This is a genomic window from Holdemanella porci (genome assembly GCF_009696075.1).
GTDB lineage: Bacteria > Bacillota_I > Bacilli_A > Erysipelotrichales > Erysipelotrichaceae > Holdemanella > Holdemanella porci.
Window position 1 is genome coordinate 1 of the sequence record NZ_VUMR01000013.1, and the last position, 17741, is coordinate 17741.

At 33.8% G+C, this 17741-nt stretch carries 17 protein-coding genes; 4 read left to right on the forward strand and 13 right to left on the reverse strand.

The window, feature by feature from the left end; genetic code table 11:
* Positions 1-181: 181 nt before the first annotated feature.
* On the forward strand, positions 182-370 hold the full coding sequence (locus FYJ55_RS03940) for a hypothetical protein (RefSeq protein ID WP_154555728.1): 189 nt from the start codon (positions 182-184) through the stop codon (positions 368-370).
* Positions 371-701: 331 nt separating this feature from the next.
* Here the strand turns inward: FYJ55_RS03940 and FYJ55_RS10785 are convergent, their stop codons facing one another.
* From FYJ55_RS10785 to FYJ55_RS03970, 6 genes are all read right to left on the reverse strand, one after another.
* Positions 702-905, reverse strand: coding sequence for a hypothetical protein (locus FYJ55_RS10785; protein ID WP_195836654.1), 204 nt, complete (start codon positions 903-905; stop codon positions 702-704).
* Positions 906-1193: 288 nt separating this feature from the next.
* A complete protein-coding gene (locus FYJ55_RS03950) occupies positions 1194-1979 on the reverse strand; it encodes a Nif3-like dinuclear metal center hexameric protein (RefSeq protein WP_154555730.1) in 786 nt (261 codons plus the stop codon).
* Positions 1980-2172: 193 nt separating this feature from the next.
* A complete protein-coding gene (locus tag FYJ55_RS03955; protein WP_154555731.1) occupies positions 2173-2499 on the reverse strand; it encodes a heme transporter CcmB in 327 nt (108 codons plus the stop codon).
* Positions 2496-2759, reverse strand: coding sequence for a DUF454 family protein (locus FYJ55_RS03960; protein ID WP_456152218.1), 264 nt, complete (start codon positions 2757-2759; stop codon positions 2496-2498). Before FYJ55_RS03960 ends, FYJ55_RS03955 begins: the two co-directional genes overlap by 4 nt.
* Before the next feature lie 1079 nt (positions 2760-3838).
* Positions 3839-4480, reverse strand: a complete 642-nt coding sequence (locus FYJ55_RS03965; RefSeq protein WP_229771066.1) for a hypothetical protein — start codon at positions 4478-4480, stop codon at positions 3839-3841.
* Between the two features lie 4 nt (positions 4481-4484).
* Positions 4485-4922 carry a MarR family winged helix-turn-helix transcriptional regulator gene (locus FYJ55_RS03970; RefSeq protein WP_154555732.1) on the reverse strand — a complete coding sequence of 146 codons (438 nt, stop codon included), beginning with the start codon at positions 4920-4922 and terminating at the stop codon, positions 4485-4487.
* A gap of 129 nt (positions 4923-5051) precedes the next feature.
* Here FYJ55_RS03970 and FYJ55_RS03975 point away from each other — a divergent pair, with 129 nt between their 5' ends.
* A complete protein-coding gene (locus FYJ55_RS03975; protein WP_195836655.1) occupies positions 5052-7835 on the forward strand; it encodes an HD domain-containing phosphohydrolase in 2784 nt (927 codons plus the stop codon).
* Here the strand turns inward: FYJ55_RS03975 and FYJ55_RS11005 are convergent.
* The 3 genes from FYJ55_RS11005 to FYJ55_RS03990 all read right to left on the reverse strand — a co-directional run bounded on the left by FYJ55_RS11005 (position 7822) and on the right by FYJ55_RS03990 (position 10157).
* Positions 7822-8043 (reverse strand): P-loop NTPase family protein, encoded by a 222-nt coding sequence (locus tag FYJ55_RS11005; protein ID WP_229771067.1) that lies wholly within the window; start codon positions 8041-8043, stop codon positions 7822-7824. The genes FYJ55_RS03975 and FYJ55_RS11005 overlap by 14 nt on opposite strands.
* Positions 8044-8319: 276 nt before the next feature.
* Positions 8320-8550 carry an ATP-binding protein gene (locus tag FYJ55_RS03985; RefSeq protein WP_154555733.1) on the reverse strand — a complete coding sequence of 77 codons (231 nt, stop codon included), beginning with the start codon at positions 8548-8550 and terminating at the stop codon, positions 8320-8322.
* An 89-nt stretch (positions 8551-8639) separates the two neighbouring features.
* Positions 8640-10157: a hypothetical protein gene (locus FYJ55_RS03990; RefSeq protein WP_154555734.1), complete on the reverse strand. Its 1518-nt coding sequence runs from the start codon at positions 10155-10157 to the stop codon at positions 8640-8642.
* A 91-nt stretch (positions 10158-10248) separates the two neighbouring features.
* Here FYJ55_RS03990 and FYJ55_RS03995 point away from each other — a divergent pair, with 91 nt between their 5' ends.
* Together FYJ55_RS03995 and mutT are read left to right on the forward strand one after the other, a co-directional pair.
* A complete protein-coding gene (locus FYJ55_RS03995) occupies positions 10249-13092 on the forward strand; it encodes a DUF3427 domain-containing protein (RefSeq protein WP_154555735.1) in 2844 nt (947 codons plus the stop codon).
* A 4-nt stretch (positions 13093-13096) separates the two neighbouring features.
* Positions 13097-13483 carry an 8-oxo-dGTP diphosphatase MutT gene (mutT, locus tag FYJ55_RS04000; protein WP_154555736.1) on the forward strand — a complete coding sequence of 129 codons (387 nt, stop codon included), beginning with the start codon at positions 13097-13099 and terminating at the stop codon, positions 13481-13483.
* A 291-nt stretch (positions 13484-13774) separates the two neighbouring features.
* Here mutT and FYJ55_RS04005 read toward each other — a convergent pair whose 3' ends face one another.
* The 4 genes from FYJ55_RS04005 to FYJ55_RS04020 all read right to left on the reverse strand — a co-directional run bounded on the left by FYJ55_RS04005 (position 13775) and on the right by FYJ55_RS04020 (position 17734).
* Complete coding sequence (locus tag FYJ55_RS04005) at positions 13775-14086, reverse strand: type II toxin-antitoxin system RelE/ParE family toxin (protein WP_154555737.1); 312 nt, start codon at positions 14084-14086, stop codon at positions 13775-13777.
* Positions 14076-14330 (reverse strand): type II toxin-antitoxin system Phd/YefM family antitoxin, encoded by a 255-nt coding sequence (locus FYJ55_RS04010; RefSeq protein ID WP_154555738.1) that lies wholly within the window; start codon positions 14328-14330, stop codon positions 14076-14078. Before FYJ55_RS04010 ends, FYJ55_RS04005 begins: the two co-directional genes overlap by 11 nt.
* Before the next feature lie 460 nt (positions 14331-14790).
* Positions 14791-14946: a hypothetical protein gene (locus tag FYJ55_RS04015; RefSeq protein WP_154555739.1), complete on the reverse strand. Its 156-nt coding sequence runs from the start codon at positions 14944-14946 to the stop codon at positions 14791-14793.
* Positions 14947-15025: 79 nt separating this feature from the next.
* A complete protein-coding gene (locus tag FYJ55_RS04020; protein WP_154555740.1) occupies positions 15026-17734 on the reverse strand; it encodes a heavy metal translocating P-type ATPase in 2709 nt (902 codons plus the stop codon).
* Positions 17735-17741 lie beyond the last annotated feature (7 nt).

The window sequence follows — 17741 nt, forward strand, 5'->3', positions numbered from 1 at the left end:
ATACAACACGAATTCACTCACATTGTGAATATGAATCTCCACAAAATTTTGAAAAACAATATTTGAAACATAAACATTAAAAAAACAGATATTTAAGTTGTCTTAAATCTTGACATAGTACCAAAACATTGTATTAAGTACAGTTGCAACACTCAATGAAATCCAACCATTAGTTAATCGATTGATTCAAATCACAATGGACGGAAAAATATCCGATGACGAAATTCCAGACTTTGCACTAATTAGTACAAGACTCGACGAAATCTCAACCGCATCTGACGTACTAAGACTATGGATAGAGAAAACAATCCAAGTAAACAAACTAAATGGATCATTATTCTATGAAGAAGTAAATAAGTTAAAAAAATAAATTTTCCACACAAAAAGGCAGACTAATTTTATAATGAAATATGTATACAAATAGATGACATCATGTTAGACTTAATATGTTGATTAACTCACTAATCAACATCTCCGAGAGTTGGCACCATTTCACATTTATTTAAGCCAACTCTATTTTTTTATCTAAATCAAAAGAGACTGTTTTTTAACACAGCCTCTTTCTTGTTTATTCTCTTAAGAAAATAATCAATGAAATTATGATTGTCAATCCTCCTAAACCTTTATTGAATGTGAGTGCTTCATTCAACCATGAGATTCCCACAATCATGGAGGTTACTGGTTCTAATAAACATGTGAAGCTAGCTCTTGTACTTCCAAATAATAGTACGCCTTTTTTGTAGTAAAACGGTTGCTAAAAAGGATGAGGATAAAGCAAGTACTAATAATAGGCCATAGACAATCGTATCCATTTTAAATACAACATCTTGCATAAACGGATTCATTGTAAAAATTTCTATTGTTGTAAATAGTGCTAAATAGAAGGATAGCTTTAAAGCGTTCATTTTCACTAATCCCGTCTTATCCATTTTAACCAAGTAAAAAGCATACGTTAATCCGGATGCGATAGCTAAAAAGTATCCAAATAAACTACTACATCAAAACAGATCGTTTAATTTATTGCATTGAATTTATTGGTCGCACTCAAGACAATCAAATTGTGGAATACACAAAAAGCTTTATGGATACAAGTAAAATTAGATTTGAATACACTTTATCTAAAGACTAGAGAAAAAAAACAGAGGTTGTAGATCGCTACAACCTCTTTCTTTTACCCTCATTTTCATTATGTTTTATTTAAAATATGAAATTTTAAAGCCTTCTTCCAAATACTCCACATCAAGATCAGGAAGCTTATCATTGAAATAATTCACCATGTTTTTTAAACCACCAATTTCACAACCAGCATGATTTACTACAATCATAGGCAAATCATTATCAATCGCATATTGAGCATCTTTGTAGTTTGTGATTCCATCATCCGCAACAATCACTACATCTGGATTGAATTCTAACATTTCAAAGATATCCGTTCCAGCACCAGTACCAATGGCTAAATGAGATACTTCTTTATTTACATCCCCAAAAACATATACTCCCTCTTCACCATCTTCTTTTAATACATTAGCCACATGCGCTGCTAATTCTGAAACGGTTTGTTTAGGAATATTTGCAGATTGATAATATGAGTTAATCACTCTATCCCTAAAATCAAAACCAAGCTTTTTAGCCCATACATCACTCACACCATATTCAGGGATAGAATCCCAAACATCATGACAACGATACACACAAATATGTCCCTTACTTAATAAGTCTTTCTTATGTTCAATAGACTCTACTAATTTAGTTTCCAAATGCGTACCCGTAGTATAGAAAATATTCTCATGAGAAATAATGAAGTTAATACCTTTTTTTAATGCTTGTTCAATCACCCTATTTGTAGCCACCCAACAAACACCAATCTTCTTTACTTCTTGATCATCATCACCAAATAAAACACGATCCCTTGTACAACGATTCCAACGAACCCAAGTACCCTCTTCTTTTAAACATTCAATTACATCTTTAATCTTCATAACCATAAAACCCCTCGATAATCTTCTTAATCTCAACCAACTCATGATTGAAAACATCAAATTCATCCACTAAGACCCTTACTTCTTCACAATCTAGTACTACATCACTACTATTTTAGCTTATTCAATACACATTCCAACAATTCATAATCCTCATCTGTCATCTACCTTAAGCATCATAAAAGCCGTCACATTATGCAACGGCAAGTCTTCTATGAAACTTATATATATGAATAGCTAATAAACAAACCAATACAATCGACACTGTTCTATGAAGAAGTAATATTATTGGATGTTCAACCATAATCAATCCTAGTATTCCTAAAACAAAGGATAATATAGTTAATACAATAATAAGAATATACTTCAAATCCAATCTTTTTCTATACAGGAACACATGAATCAAAGCCAATACTAAGAATAATGTAGAAGCCAATTTATGAACTATGATTCCAGTAATTGGAACCATAATAGTCAAAACAAAGCTAATAGCGAGTAAATAATTCAAAACCCTTCTCATACTGTCTTTACTCCAAACGTAAAATAAACCATATGAAAAATCCAAACAATCAATAAAACAATATTACCAACGACAATGCCCTTCAATCCCATCATGATAAATCCAATGCTCGTCAATAAAGTTACTGAACACATAATACGAACCTTTGCTTGTTTCGTCATATCATTCTTCATATTGTTATCTTTATACAACTTCGTATTCTTAAACCAACCATCCAATTTTTCACTTGTTTTTGCAAAACAAAAAGCTGCAAGCAACACAAAAGGAACCGTTGGAAGAATCGGTAATATGACACTAATAATTCCTAACCCTTATGATATGCATCCAATCATGATATATAGAATCTTTCTCATTATGCCTCTATATATAACTCATATTTTATAAAAGAAGCCATCTCTTGTTAGATATGATTAACTTTTGGTTATTCTACTGAATTTATGACTTGTTTTCAATCAGTTTGCATAATCCCCTATTTATAGCTATAATACAAATACAGAAAGACTACTGGATACAGTGGTCACTCTGAAATCATTCTAATGCGAAGGCACTAGTTTAACTTCTTTGCGTGAAAGGTGGACTAGTGTCTTTTTCATTTTTCTATAATCATCAACGTAAGTCGTAGTATTTGAACTATGGCCATTAAAGTCATGGCAACGTCAATATAAAGATAAATGTACATATGACAACCTCCTACAATAATCGGAATCGAGCCGAGAATGCAAGCTAAATTACTTTTAATTTCAGAGGTACCACCCTACTGTACACAGTAGCCAATTCCAATTATAAAGGTTCAATGTGAAAACATTATTAATTCCAATAAATTTGTTGCGATTGTTCCTATTTCATCTAAAACGACTTATTTTCATTGATTTAGATAGAGTTAACCTTGACATTTAAATATATCGATTATTTAATATACATACAGAAAGACTACTGGATACAGTGGTCACTCTGAATTAAATAATGTCAAAAGACACTAGTAATCCATTGTGGTGACGGGAACTAGTGTCTTTTACATTTTTCTATAATCAATAATGTGATTTTTAGTATTTCTACTATAGCCAATAAACACATGGCAACATCAATATATAGATAAATATACATACAACACGTCCTCCTGCAAAAAAATAGAAGGATCTGTCGAGAACTCAAGCAGATATCATTTTTAATTCCAAGGGTTCACCGTTACTACATCCAGTAGCCAATTCCTATTATAAAACTTCAATGTGAAAACATTATTAATTCCAATAAATTTGTTGCGATTGTTCCTATTTCATCTAAAACGACTAATTTTCAACAAAATAAAAGAACGTCGTGCAGGCGTTCTCTTGAAGAAATTCTAAAACAATAATTGCAATCCCATCACGATGACCCACATATAAGCACAAGTCTTAGAAATCATCAATAAACCAATCTTTGGTTTTGGCTTAGACCACAATGTAACAAGGATGTAGCAGCCAAAAGAAATAAGGATGGCTGCAACCATACGGTTCATATGTAAATCGTACATATTTCCTGAAATGGCATAAAGAAGAATCACACCAATTCCAGTTACGGCAAACACGGCATTACGAATCACAGACAACTTCCTGTTTCCTTCTTCTGAAGTCCAGTTATTTTGTGTCAAGAAACAAACAACGATACGAATAATTGTTGAAATCCAAATCATAGCCTCGACCCAAAGTGGAGCTTGAAATGTTGGAAATGCTAATATCCAGATAAACAATAATATAATATAGAACACTGTCATTGTGATTGAAGATACCTGCAATCCAATTCCAAGTTGCCTTTTAATTTTATCGTTTGTTCCATATATTGCTCTTTTAATACGAGGAACCAAGTGGAGTGCGTCTCCACCACACAACGTTAATGTTAATACACCATATAATACGAACAATGGATTTCCTTTCGCATATACAAAAAATAAGATTCCAGTAATTAAGTCAAAAATCAAGTAACAAGCATCAAAAATAGCTTCCATTCAATCAGGCATTTTTTTCTTTTGAAATCATCCTTTCTGCATTGTCATACACCTTTTGAAATACACTCATAAACACTTTGATTTCTTCTTCACTAAGACCTTCAAACATATCTTGCGTAAACTCCTTTTGCGCCCATATTCCATCTTCAATTCCTTCATTAGTCAATTGTAGTAAATGAATAGTTACATGCTTTTTATTGTCTTTGTCGATTCTTTTCTCAATAAAACCACGACCTTCTGATACTTTAAGTGAAGTCGAAACATGAGACTTTGTAGACTTACGAATACGAACAATGTCCGCAGCCGTATTATACGCAGGATTGTTGTAAATAAACATTAATATATCATACTCCAACTGTCTTAACTGATATTTTTCGCAAACACCAGAAACCTTCATCTCATAATATCTCGTTATCGTTTTATGTTCATCCCAAAAGTGCATATGCACCCTCCTCATCGTTTTATTAAGAATGTTTTCGTTCTATAGCTACTCTATGGGTTTGTCAACAACTTTTTATTGACACTTTTTATGTAAAAATACTATGCTAACTATAAGGGAAGGGATCCAAATATGCATACACAAAAATCTAACTTTCAAACAATGAAATATTTCTTTTACATCTTAATGATTGTGATTTTAGGATGGTTTTGTTTCATGCAATTATTTGGTGCTAACGAACAAAACTATAACAACTCATCCAAATCCATAATCTATTCCGGTTCCTTTTACTGGAATAAAGAGGATGGTACGAAACAAAAAATAAAGGTTCCCGGAACCTATGAAGTAAAACCAGGCCATACCATGGTCCTGACAACAACCTTACCTAAAGACTATGATGAAACGTCTTTTGCGATTCGATCTTCTTTGCAGGACATTCAGTTCTACATAGGAGATTCATTACGCGCACAATATTCCACAAAAGATAAAAGAATGGCTGGTAAAAATTCAGCGAGTCGCTACATCTTTTGTCCTACAACCTATAAAGATGCAGGAAAAACATTACGCATTGAACTGACAACCTACACTTCAAATTATTCTGGCATTGTCAATGAGGTGTATTGTGGTAATAAAGCCGAAATTTGGCAAAATATATACAATACTCATGGAATATCCACATTTATTGCCTTCTTTATCTTATTTACCGGCATCACATCCATCCTGTTTGGCATAGCCCTAAAACATGTCTACCACACAACATTCGACATGGAATACTTTGGATGGTGTATGGTCATGGGCTCTGTCTGGATGCTTGGAGAATCCAAAATCCGACAACTCCTAGTTCCTAACGCATCCGCTTTAGCTACTTTATGTTTTTTGATGATCATGCTGAGTCCATTACCCATCTTGTTCTATGCGGACAACATGCAAAATGGCAAGCACCAAAAACTCTATCAAAATATTGGTTATGTAGTCATTTTAAACTTTATTGTTTCTTCCTTTCTCTATCTTACAAAAGTCAAAGACTTCATTGAAACATTGCCCGTTGCACAATTACTACTCGTCTTTGTGTTTACCCTAATATTCATTCATTTGATGCAATACATACGCAAAAATAAACAAATAAAATCCGACTACCTTCTATTGATTGGACTCTTTCTAGTCCTAGTCTGTGTTTCCATTGAATCTGTATCTGTTTATTTTGTTGCAACTATTTCAGGTATCTTTATTGGCATAGGCATGATTATATTGCTCTTCACTAACATTATTCGTACCATCCAAAAAATTCATATCATAGAAGAAAATCGTCATCAAACGGAGTTGGAAATTGAAAAGAAAGAAAACAAAAAAATAACACTTCAAATGATGGAATCCCTTTCTACTACCATCGAAGCCAAAGATGAATATACGCGTGGACACTCAAGGCGTGTAGCCCAATATGCAGCCTTGATTGCCAAAAATATGGGTTGGACAAATGAAGAGATTCAAAACCTTAAAAACTGTGCTTATCTACACGACATTGGAAAGATTGGTATTCCAGACCAAATCTTAAATAAGCCTGGCAAATTAACAAATGAAGAATTTAATTTAATCAAACAACACACTACAATTGGACAAGACATCTTAAAAGATATAACGATCATTCCGCATATCGATGAAGTCACAAGAAGTCACCATGAAAATTATGATGGTACTGGCTATCCAGATGGACTTAAAGGAAATGAAATTCCAATACAAGCACGTATAATTGCGTTAGCCGACAGTTACGATGCCATGAATTCAAGAAGAATCTATCGTAACGCATTAAGTCATGAACGAATTTATCAAGAAATCCAAATGAATGCGGGTACGCAATTTGATCCTGAAATCACTAAAGTCTTCTTGAAATTAATGGACAACGGATCTTTATTTCACTTAGAACACGAAATACTTCCATCCCAAGAAGACACAATCAATAAGTTTATTTCCGATGTTGTGACAACCATGCAAGATCAGGAAGAAACAAAAAACATCGATTATCTTACAGGTCTTCCTGTTCGTAATGTAGGACAAAAACGCATTGTGAGCGCTATGCAAAAGACAAATGGATGTCTGATCTTCTTGGATATGGATAATCTTAAAAAAATCAATGATGTCTATGGACATAAAGCTGGAGATAGAGCCCTAAAAAGCCTGGGAAAACTATTGTTAGACATTTCAATACCTAAGATCGCATGTCGTATGGGAGGGGATGAATTCCTTCTGTTCTTACCACAAGTGAATACAGAACAAGCCGAAAATACAGTTTCAAATGTGATTGAACAATTCAAAGAAATCATTCAAGACGATAGTGAGACCCATTTTGCAGCCCTTTCTGCAGGCATGCTCATGTGCACTCGAAACGACACGTTTGCGGATGCCTATGCAAAAGCCGACAAAGCCTTGTATTATGTGAAACAAAATGGTAAGAACAACTATTCTTGGTACAACCAAATCCATTATGGAAACACAGCCAACACAAGCTTAGATTTGAAACAAATCGCAAACTCCCTACAAAAAAGTGGAAGCTATTCAGGCGCATTACACCTAGAATATCGCGATTTCACAAGACAATATGAATACATACACCAATTGATGACACGAAACCAATGGAACTGTTATCTAGTCATGGTTACTATGGAAACTGTACAAGATACACTTCCATATATTGAAGAAATCGAAGAAGCCCTTGACCATATGGGTGAAGCTATTCAAGACAACATTCGAAAGGTGGATGTATGTACACGTTATAGTGCTATGCAATATTTGATTATTCTATCTCATCCTGCAGAAACACAAATTCCAAACATCATGTCACGCATTTTTATGGAATACTACAAGCTTCAGGATAGTCAGCACTTCACGCCTAGCTATGAATATATTTCTATGAAGAAATAATGGAGATCGACAATTTAGTCAATCTCCTTTTAGTTTGGCAACAACCACCAACATTCTGAACCTCATCTAAAAACAAGTATGGTTTTCCTTTCAAACCAGAAAATTCAATGCCAATCTCTAATAGACGCTCATCTTCGAAGTTCACATATATGATTTGCAGCAATGGAATTCCATCATTCATTAATTTATGAATCTTTTGATACATCATATACGATTTACCCGTTCTTCAACCCCCACAAAACAATAATTCACATTATCTTCTAAATCATAATTTCTAGAAATAATAGGATTATATAGATACATCCCTTTTGATCTATTATTAGCTGTTTTAAAATATCTCGATTCATACGCAGCACTCTTTCTTTTACCGCATTATATAAACATATTGTCTTGTCTGTAAGACAATATTTGTGTCTTTTTGTCTTGTTCACAAGACAATATTCATATATTTTTGTCTTATCTACAAGACAAAAGCCTTCCGAATTCAAATAACATTCTTATCAAAATGATATTGAATCACTTTAGAAAAGTCCTCTAAGTTTAGCGCATCATTTTTTTCAAGAGCAGAAAAAAAGATTGCGTTTGAATGTTCGGCAAATTCCTGAAGAATCGTTGTTTTACCAACTCTTCTTCGACCATACATTACTAAATATTCAAAACAATCACTATTATATAATTCATTCAAATGATTTAATTCTTCTTTTCTTCCTAACATCAAATCACATCTTTCGTATTTGTATACTTACGAGTAGTATACTTTAAAGTATACAAACATATTCAATCATTCTTTCACTGTATACTTTTTTATTCTCCCAGTTCATCCAACATATCATCTACACCATCACGGTAACTTTCATCGTTATCATAACGATCCTCATCATAATCACCTGAATATGCATCATCACTTCCTTCATCATAAGATGAAGACGAAGAAGATGATGAGTTTGAACTTTGTCCCTCTTTCTTCTTACGTTTTTCTTCCCTTGCCCTAAATTCATTTTGTTCAGCTTTTCGTCTACTCTCAATACGATACTGCTTCTGTGCCATATCCCATTCTGCCTCTTCCTTTTTCATAGATATATATCCAGATCCAAATAAAATCCCAAGAATAATCAAAAAAATAATTCCACCCTTGCCATTTGATGTTTCTTTCTGTTTAATAGCTACTGAAGCCCTGCTTTGATTTGTCTTTCTAGAAGGTTGACTCACATGTTCACTACGAATCTTAGGTGATTTAGTCCTTGGAGCACCACCTTGATTTACCTTTCGAATTTTTGGGGATTGTACTTTAGGTGGAGTTGTCTTCACCATTTTAGGTGGTTCACCCATCACTTTCTTATGTATATCAAGCAATCTTATAAATATAAAATGAGCTAGCCAATTAATAAAGACATTCTCAAAATCAAAACTCATACATGTTAATACGCTAAGAAACGCAAGTAGATCATCATCAAAATAATCATCCTCACACCAAGGCTCTTCATAAAGCATTTTTTGAACCTCATCCTCTGATTTACCATCATATTTTCGAATCAGTTCATCATCACTCATATCCAAGATTTTCTTAACACCATCCCCTACAATCTTCTTACGCGTTTCAATATCTAACTTCTTAGACATCTTTCTCTCTGCTTTTGTAGGTATATTAGGCAGTTTCGTTTCTTTTTTAGTAACAGGTATATCCACACCATACTGATGCATTACCTGTATTAACTCTTTAGTTAGTAAACCCTTTTCATTAGCATGAATATAAATTTCTTCATAGATTGGACAAAGACTACAAGCTTCACTAAACTTATCTTCTTCAATTAAAGAATCAACAGATTGAACAAACTCATATGAACTATATCCCTTAATACACTCTTCGCAAATAGACGCATAAAAATGTCTTAAGTAAACAGGGATAAACACAGAAGTATAGAAATCATTTTCTTTACATCGTTTAGAAACATCCTCAATATGTTTCTTAACTCTACTCGAATCCAAAATCATACGATATAACGTACTTGCAAATGGATTGCACAATATACCAAAATTTACATTTAAACAAGACTCTAACATCTTCTCCTTTACAAGCTCTATTTCTACATTAATCTGACTTGTACTCCCCTGCATCATAAGCACTTGAATCTTTTCTAAGCTCGATATATCACGATTCAAATTATTCGTATTCATATTTGAAAAAGGAATTTGAATCTCATTATATTCACCACGAATCAATTTATCCTCTACATCATTTACTAAACTTGAATACTTTTCTTTACACTCATTATAATACTCATACCAATCTAGAAACTCTTTTGAAATTATTATATTTTCCATTCACTATACCCTGCTTTATACAAATCTTTCTACCAAATATTATAACCTTTTCGATCTATGATTTCATTTGAATGCTGGTATAATGTTAGGTATGAACTATCAAAATATACAGAGCGGCCTATCTACTGCATTTCTAGACAAAAACATATCTTCCAACGTATTATATCGACCTCAATTTATTTCAAACGACTATAAGAATGGAAGAAAAGTACTAAGCACCATTGAAGATGAATTATTACACTGCGACTCCTTTTTAATCAGTGTAGCCTTCATTACGATGGGAGGTATCACCCCCTTACTTCAAACGCTTCGTACTTTAGAAGATAAAGGCATCAAAGGTAAAATTCTTACAACGGACTATTTGGCATTTAGTGATCCTAAAGCCTTAGATAAACTCGCTACATTTTCGAATATTGAACTTAAAATGTATCTAGTACCCGACTCAAAGAATGGTTTTCATACCAAGGGATATATCTTTCAATCAAATGAAATCTATAAGATCCTTATAGGTTCTAGTAATATGACAAATACAGCACTTACTACAAATCGAGAATGGAATACAAAAATTGTGTCCACAAAATCCGGAGAATTCGTTTCTGAAATGTTAGATGAATTTGAAAAATTATGGAATCATCCAAATACATATTCCTACAATGCTTTTATTGGTGCATATAGAGTGCATTATGAGGAATACAAAAAGGTGAAACAAAAAGAAGACATTAAATTACCTTCTAAACAACTGATCCCAAATTCTATGCAGCAAGCCTTTATTTCCAATCTTAGAAAGCTTCGCAATGAAAATGAATCAAAGAGTTTGTTGATTTCAGCCACAGGAACAGGCAAGACATATGCCTCAGCCTTTGCCATGCAAGACCAAAATCCAAAAAAAGCCCTATTTTTAGTGCATAGAGAGCAGATTGCCAAACAAGCTCTTCAAAGCTATAAAAATATATTTGGAGAATCCAAAACATTCGGTTTATTATCTGGAAATAGTAAAGATACTGATGTAGACTACTTGTTCGCAACCATGCAAACGATGTCTAAAAAAGAAGTGTATTCAAGTTTTGCCCCTGATACATTCGATACCATCATCATTGATGAGGCACATCGCATTGGAGCTAAAAGCTATCAAGAAATCATGGACTACTTTAAACCAAAGTTTTGGCTAGGAATGAGCGCAAGCCCAGAAAGAACCGATGACTTTGATGTATATGCAGCCTTCGACCATAATATTGCCTATGAAATTCGTCTTCAACAAGCTCTAGAAGAAAACTTATTATGTCCATTCCACTATTTTGGCATTACTGACTTTTTAACAAACGGAAACGAAACGGATTTTACTGATTTTAACTATTTAACATCCAACCAAAGAGTTGACTACATTATCGAACAAACCAATTACTATGGATACAGTGGAGAAAGAGTCAAAGGACTCATGTTTTGCAGTTCCAAGAAAGAAGCGGCTGCCCTTAGTGAAAGATTAAATCTAAGAGGATATCGAACCATCGCTTTAAGTGGAGAGGATTCTCAAGAAAAAAGAGAAGATGCGATTGATCGCTTAGTATCCGATACAAGAAGTGACTATCTACAATACATTTTAACTGTAGATATTTTTAATGAAGGTGTCGACATTCCTGAAATCAATCAAGTTGTACTATTAAGACCCACACAATCCCCCATTGTCTTTGTCCAACAATTAGGTCGAGGCCTAAGAAAATCAAAAGACAAAGAATATGTTGTCATTCTAGACTTCATTGGAAACTACAAAAACAACTTCATGATTCCAATCGCCCTATCTGGAGATCGTTCTTACAACAAAGACAATATAAGACGATATGTTCTTGAGGGTGAAAGAATTATTCCAGGATCGAGTACGATTCACTTTGATGAAATCAGTAAGAAACAAATTTTTGCGTCGATTGACACCGCCAATTTTGCGGATATCAAGCTCATTAAGGATAGCTATAAAAATCTAAAGAATAAACTTGGAAGAATCCCTACTCTTATGGATTTTGAAACCTATGGAGAAATTGACGTACAAAGAATTTTCGACAACAAATCACTGGGATCTTACTATGCCTTTTTAAAGAAATATGAAAAGGATTATAAAGTAAGATTAAATGAACTTGAAGAAAACTTTATTAAGTTTATTTGTACAAAACTTGCCAATGGAAAAAGAAAGATAGAGCTTGAAACACTAAAAGATTTAATCAACGATCAGGAATATACAAATGATCTATCCCAAACAAATGTATTAAACATCTTCACCAATGAATTTCCTACTGGTTCTGGAAAGAATACGTTTAAAGATTGTATTTTTATTGAAGACAAAAAGATTTCAAAATCCTTTAAAACATGTTTAGAAAACAACGAATTTAAATCCATGGTAAAAGAAATCATTGAATACGCATTGGATCAATATCATAAACATTATAAGAATACATATAAAGATACAAACTTTGTTCTTTATCAAAAATATACATACGAAGATGCCTGTCGCTTATTAAATTGGCAGCACAATGAAGTTCCATTAAATATTGGGGGATACAAATATGATCAAACAACCAAAACATTCCCTGTCTTTATCAATTATGACAAGGCAAATGACATTCAAGATACCATCAAATATGAAGATCATTTTATCAATGAAAGTCAATTGATTGCGATATCCAAATCTGGAAGAACCACAAGCAGTGATGACGTTCAAAACTTCTTGTACGCCAAAGAAAGAGGCATTGAAGTTCATTTGTTTGTGCGAAAGAACAAAGATGATAAAACAAGCAAAGAATTTTATTATCTAGGCCATATGCAAGCAGAGATAGATAAGACCAAACAGTTTGTGATGCCAAACACACAAAAAACAGCCGTCGAAATCTTATGGCAATTGGATACACCCGTAAGAGAAGACATTTATCGATACATTGTAGAGGAGTGATTTTTTGAAAACAATACACGTAGTAGCTGCCATTATTAAAGATGAAAATAAAATATTCGCCACCCAAAGAGGTTATGGCGAATTTAAAGACGGATGGGAATTTCCTGGAGGAAAAGTAGAACCCAATGAAACTAGCAAACAAGCCATTGTTCGTGAAATCAAAGAAGAATTAGATACAACCATTCAAGTCGAAGAATACTTTGATACAGTTGAATACGACTACCCAACCTTCCACCTATCCATGGAATGTTTCATTTGTACGATCCTTGAAGGAAATTTAACTCTATTAGAACACGAATCCGCAAAATGGCTTACTAAAGACACATTAGACTCAGTCGATTGGCTACCTGCTGATTTAGGATTAATCGCTAAACTAAAAGAAATATTATAATCCCATACAACATTTTAAAATACCTAAAAACGAGCATTTCATTTTTATATAAAGAACAAATGCTCGTTTTTCTTTTACCCAACTGTCAAATAATCAACAAATTTACAGGAATTAATAATGCTTTCAATTGAAATTGACTATTATAGAAAAATGCAAAAAGCACTAATCATCAATGACAATGAAAAAAAGATCAGTGCTTCAGCGTTAACTTTATTTCAGAGTAACTACTGCATTCCTCCATTTTCATTGTACAGATAAATCAGACGTATTTTCAAATCTAAACCCACTGGTTTATATAATTTTCTCTTGATTTTCTAATGAATGGCGAATTGACAGAACATTTATAGTTTTTTTATCCGTGTCTACATAATAGTAGAGCAAATAATTTTTGATGAGCATCTTTCGAACTTCATGAAATCCTAAAAATCTATTTTCTATTATCGGGTTTGATTCAGGAAAATCACACACCAAAGCAAGTCTCTCATTCAATAAGACATAAAAACTTTTTGCAGCATATACATTGCGTATATGGTTCGTCAAATAATCTAATATATTATCTAAATCTTTTTGCGCTTTATCCGTAAAGAGATACTTATATGCCATACTTATCTTTCATTTCTTCCATTACTTTTATACCATCTTTTAATTTACCAGAATACATTTGTTGTAATCCCTCATACATTGCTTTTGCTTCTTCTAACTCCTCAAAAACGCTTTTATAATAGTCAATATCCATTACCACAAGACGTCCATATCCATTTTTTGTAACAAACACCTTTCCATTATCTTTACACAATTTCTCTATATGCACTGTATTTTTTAAATCTCTCATTGGTACAATTTCCATAAAAGCATCCCCCTTGTGGCTATATTATACCCTTTTTATGGATACACATCAACAATTTAAACTTCTTCACCAATGTTACAACTTTGAGATACAAAAAGCACTAATCACCAGTGACAATGGACATAGATTAGTGCTTCAGCATTAATTTTATTTCAGAGTAACCACTGCTTTTCCAGTAGTCGTTCTCTATATGTATTATACAGATAAACCAAATGTATTTCACAACAAAAGCTAGAAATCCCATACAACATTTTATTCATGCTAAAATCATCTATTTTTACTTTATATAAAGATAATATTAGTACTTTCATATGGTTCAACTGTCAAATAAATTTCAAATCAATTAAAATCCCATACAACATTTTATTTATGTTAAAAACATCTATTTACACTTTATTTAAAGTGAATATTGAGTTTTTCATATCATCCAACTGTCAAAAAAAAGAATAATTCAAACGAACTATCCTTTCTTTGGTTGAATCCAATACATACTTTCTGCGACACGAACCTTCAAACCATCCATTATCATTTTTTTCTGCTGAAAGTTAGCCAAAACATTCAAGCGATTCCAGAAAGTTCTTTCGCAAGTGGATTTTCCATCAATAAAACATTCCATTTTGCGTCTCCCTCGACGTCTATCATAGAATATTCTGAATCCGCTTACAAGTCTTGACTTTTTTAATTTTTATGATTCGTTATTTTACTGAAATAACTGTGTATCCTGCATTTGTCACGGCATCACTCAACATCTGATCTGTGACATTCTCCGTGCAGTTTAATGTAGCTGTTTTTTCATCCAAACTAACCACTACATCACTTACACCTTCTACTTTACTCAAGGCATCCTTCACATGTGCCACACAATGCATGCACATCATACCATCTACTGTTACTACTTTTTTCATTTTCTTTTCCTCCTTATATTCAACGGGAATATAACCCGCATCTTCAACCGCTTGTCTTAAAGCCACCTTATTCACTTGTTGCACATAGTCAATATCGGCCTTACCTAAATTATAATCCACACGAACTTCTTTTACATTTAAAACCTTCTTTAAAGCATCCTCTACTAACCATGCACAATGTCCACAAGACATACCATCAATATGCATTGTGTACGTTTTGACTTCTTCACTTTGAACTTTAGGTTTAAAATAACGAAGTCGCAATGCGTTTGTGACAACACAAACACTACTCAAAGACATACATGCAGAACCAATCATTGGTGATAATCGAAGGCCAAATGCCGGATACAATAGACCTGCCGCAACTGGAATTCCTAGAATGTTATAGAAGAAAGCCCAGAATAAATTCATCTTGATATTCTTGATGACATCATTTGATAAATCGATTGCCGTTACTACATCCAATAAAGAGCTTTTCATCAAAATCACATCCGCACTATCCAAGGCAATATCGGTTCCACCACCAATCGCTACTCCAATATCTGCTCGCATTAATGCAGGCGCATCATTGATTCCATCACCCACCATCATAACCTTCTTACCTTGTTCTTGAAGCTTACGAATTACACTCTCCTTATCTTGTGGTAAAACATCACTAATCACTTCATCCACACTTAAAGATTTACCAATCGCATTCGCTGTTTTTTGATTGTCTCCAGTCAACATAACCACATGCATATTCTTCTTTTTAAATTGTTCTAATGCAACCTGACTCGTACTACGAATGGTATCCGCCACACTAATTAAACCAATCACATTTTGATCTTCCACAAAAATCAATGGAGTTTGACCTAAACTTGCATAAGCATCTAAATCTGATAAAACATTTTGATTTATTCTAATATTTTTCTCTTCTAATAACCTTTTATTTCCTGCCAAATACACATGTCCATTTAGCTTAGCCTGAATACCACGACCCGAAATGTTTATGAAATTTTCTGGTTGTTGAAGATTTATATTTTTATCTTTCGCATACTCCACAATGGCCTGTCCCAAAGGATGTAAAGAACCACTCTCTAAGCTTGCCGCCATTGAAATAAAGTCATTCATACTAATATTTGTATATACCTTAATACCTTGAACACTTGGCTTTCCTGAAGTAATCGTACCCGTCTTATCCAATACAATCGTATCAATCGAATGTAGCTGTTCTAATGTGGCAGCCGACTTTATTAAAATCCCATTTTCCGCAGCCTTACCCGTACCTACCATAATCGCAACTGGCGTAGCTAAACCTAAGGCACAAGGACAAGAAATTACGAGTACACTAATCGCATTGGATAACGCAAATTGAATCGTTTGACCATTGATCAACCATGCGATTAAAGTAATCAATGCGATGACAATCACAACTGGAACAAACACTCCACTCACTTTATCTGCCAAACGAGCAATAGGGGCCTTTGAATTACCTGCATCATCAACTAGCCGAATGATCTTAGCCAAAGTTGTATCTTCACCTACTTTTTCAGCCTCAAACTGAAAAGTACCATTTTCATTCATTGTAGCTGAAATGACTGAATCCCCTACATTCTTTTCTACCGGAAGACTCTCACCCGTAATCGCCGACTGATCTACATAGCCTGTACCCGAAATGACTTTACCATCTACTGGAATTCTTTGTCCCGGACGAATCACAACTATATCATGAATTCGAATACTTTCACTCGATACAACAATTTCTTTACCATCCCTTAAAATTGTTGCGTTTTTTGGGGCTAAGTCCACCAACTTATCTAAGGCATCACTCGTTTTCGCCTTGGATCTAGACTCCAAATACTTTCCAACACTAACCAAAGTCACAATTGTTGCGGCCGACTCAAAGTATAAAGAATGCATAGCCATATGGGCCATTTCTATATTCTGCGCACCAAAATAATAGGCCATCTGATAAATACCAACCAAGCCATACACAAAACTTGCACCTGAACCCATCGCAACTAAAGAATCCATATTGGCCGACTTTTTAATTAAAGCCTTAAAACCTGTAATAAAGAAATGTCTTTGAATAAACAATATAAATAGACATAGAATCAGCTGTGTTAAGGCTGAAACCATCATCCATTCCATACCCTCTAAAATAGGAACGCCCACCATAGGACCCATCGCAATTAGAAGTAAAGGAACCAATAAAACTAAACTCAAAATCAATCTTTGTTTAGCACTTCTTTGATCCGATTCCACTCGATTTTGCCGATCCTGCCATTCTTTACGAACCGCTGTCTTTTGACCATGCACACTAGCTCCATAGCCAATCTGTTTTACAGCTTCACAAATCGTTTGTTCATTCACCCTATCTTGATCAAATTCAACCTTCATTGAATTCGATAATAAAGAGACGTCACAATGACTCACACCATCTAACTTACTCACAACACGAGTTACATTAGCCTGACAAGCCGCACATGTCATGCCTGTCACATCAAATTTTTCTTCCATTAAAACC

Bases quoted from the DNA above. Each gene is read 5' to 3' on its own strand.
- FYJ55_RS10785 (WP_195836654.1), bottom strand. From the start codon at position 905: ATGAACGCTTTAAAGCTATCCTTCTATTTAGCACTATTTACAACAATA.
- FYJ55_RS03950 (WP_154555730.1), bottom strand. From the start codon at position 1,979: ATGAAGATTAAAGATGTAATTGAATGTTTAAAAGAAGAGGGTACTTGG.
- FYJ55_RS03955 (WP_154555731.1), bottom strand. From the start codon at position 2,499: ATGAGAAGGGTTTTGAATTATTTACTCGCTATTAGCTTTGTTTTGACT.
- FYJ55_RS03965 (WP_229771066.1), bottom strand. From the start codon at position 4,480: ATGGAAGCTATTTTTGATGCTTGTTACTTGATTTTTGACTTAATTACT.
- FYJ55_RS03970 (WP_154555732.1), bottom strand. From the start codon at position 4,922: ATGCACTTTTGGGATGAACATAAAACGATAACGAGATATTATGAGATG.
- FYJ55_RS03975 (WP_195836655.1), top strand. From the start codon at position 5,052: ATGCATACACAAAAATCTAACTTTCAAACAATGAAATATTTCTTTTAC.
- FYJ55_RS11005 (WP_229771067.1), bottom strand. From the start codon at position 8,043: ATGATGTATCAAAAGATTCATAAATTAATGAATGATGGAATTCCATTG.
- FYJ55_RS03985 (WP_154555733.1), bottom strand. From the start codon at position 8,550: ATGTTAGGAAGAAAAGAAGAATTAAATCATTTGAATGAATTATATAAT.
- FYJ55_RS03990 (WP_154555734.1), bottom strand. From the start codon at position 10,157: ATGGAAAATATAATAATTTCAAAAGAGTTTCTAGATTGGTATGAGTAT.
- FYJ55_RS03995 (WP_154555735.1), top strand. From the start codon at position 10,249: ATGAACTATCAAAATATACAGAGCGGCCTATCTACTGCATTTCTAGAC.
- FYJ55_RS04005 (WP_154555737.1), bottom strand. From the start codon at position 14,086: ATGGCATATAAGTATCTCTTTACGGATAAAGCGCAAAAAGATTTAGAT.
- FYJ55_RS04010 (WP_154555738.1), bottom strand. From the start codon at position 14,330: ATGGAAATTGTACCAATGAGAGATTTAAAAAATACAGTGCATATAGAG.
- FYJ55_RS04015 (WP_154555739.1), bottom strand. From the start codon at position 14,946: ATGGAATGTTTTATTGATGGAAAATCCACTTGCGAAAGAACTTTCTGG.
- FYJ55_RS04020 (WP_154555740.1), bottom strand. From the start codon at position 17,734: ATGGAAGAAAAATTTGATGTGACAGGCATGACATGTGCGGCTTGTCAG.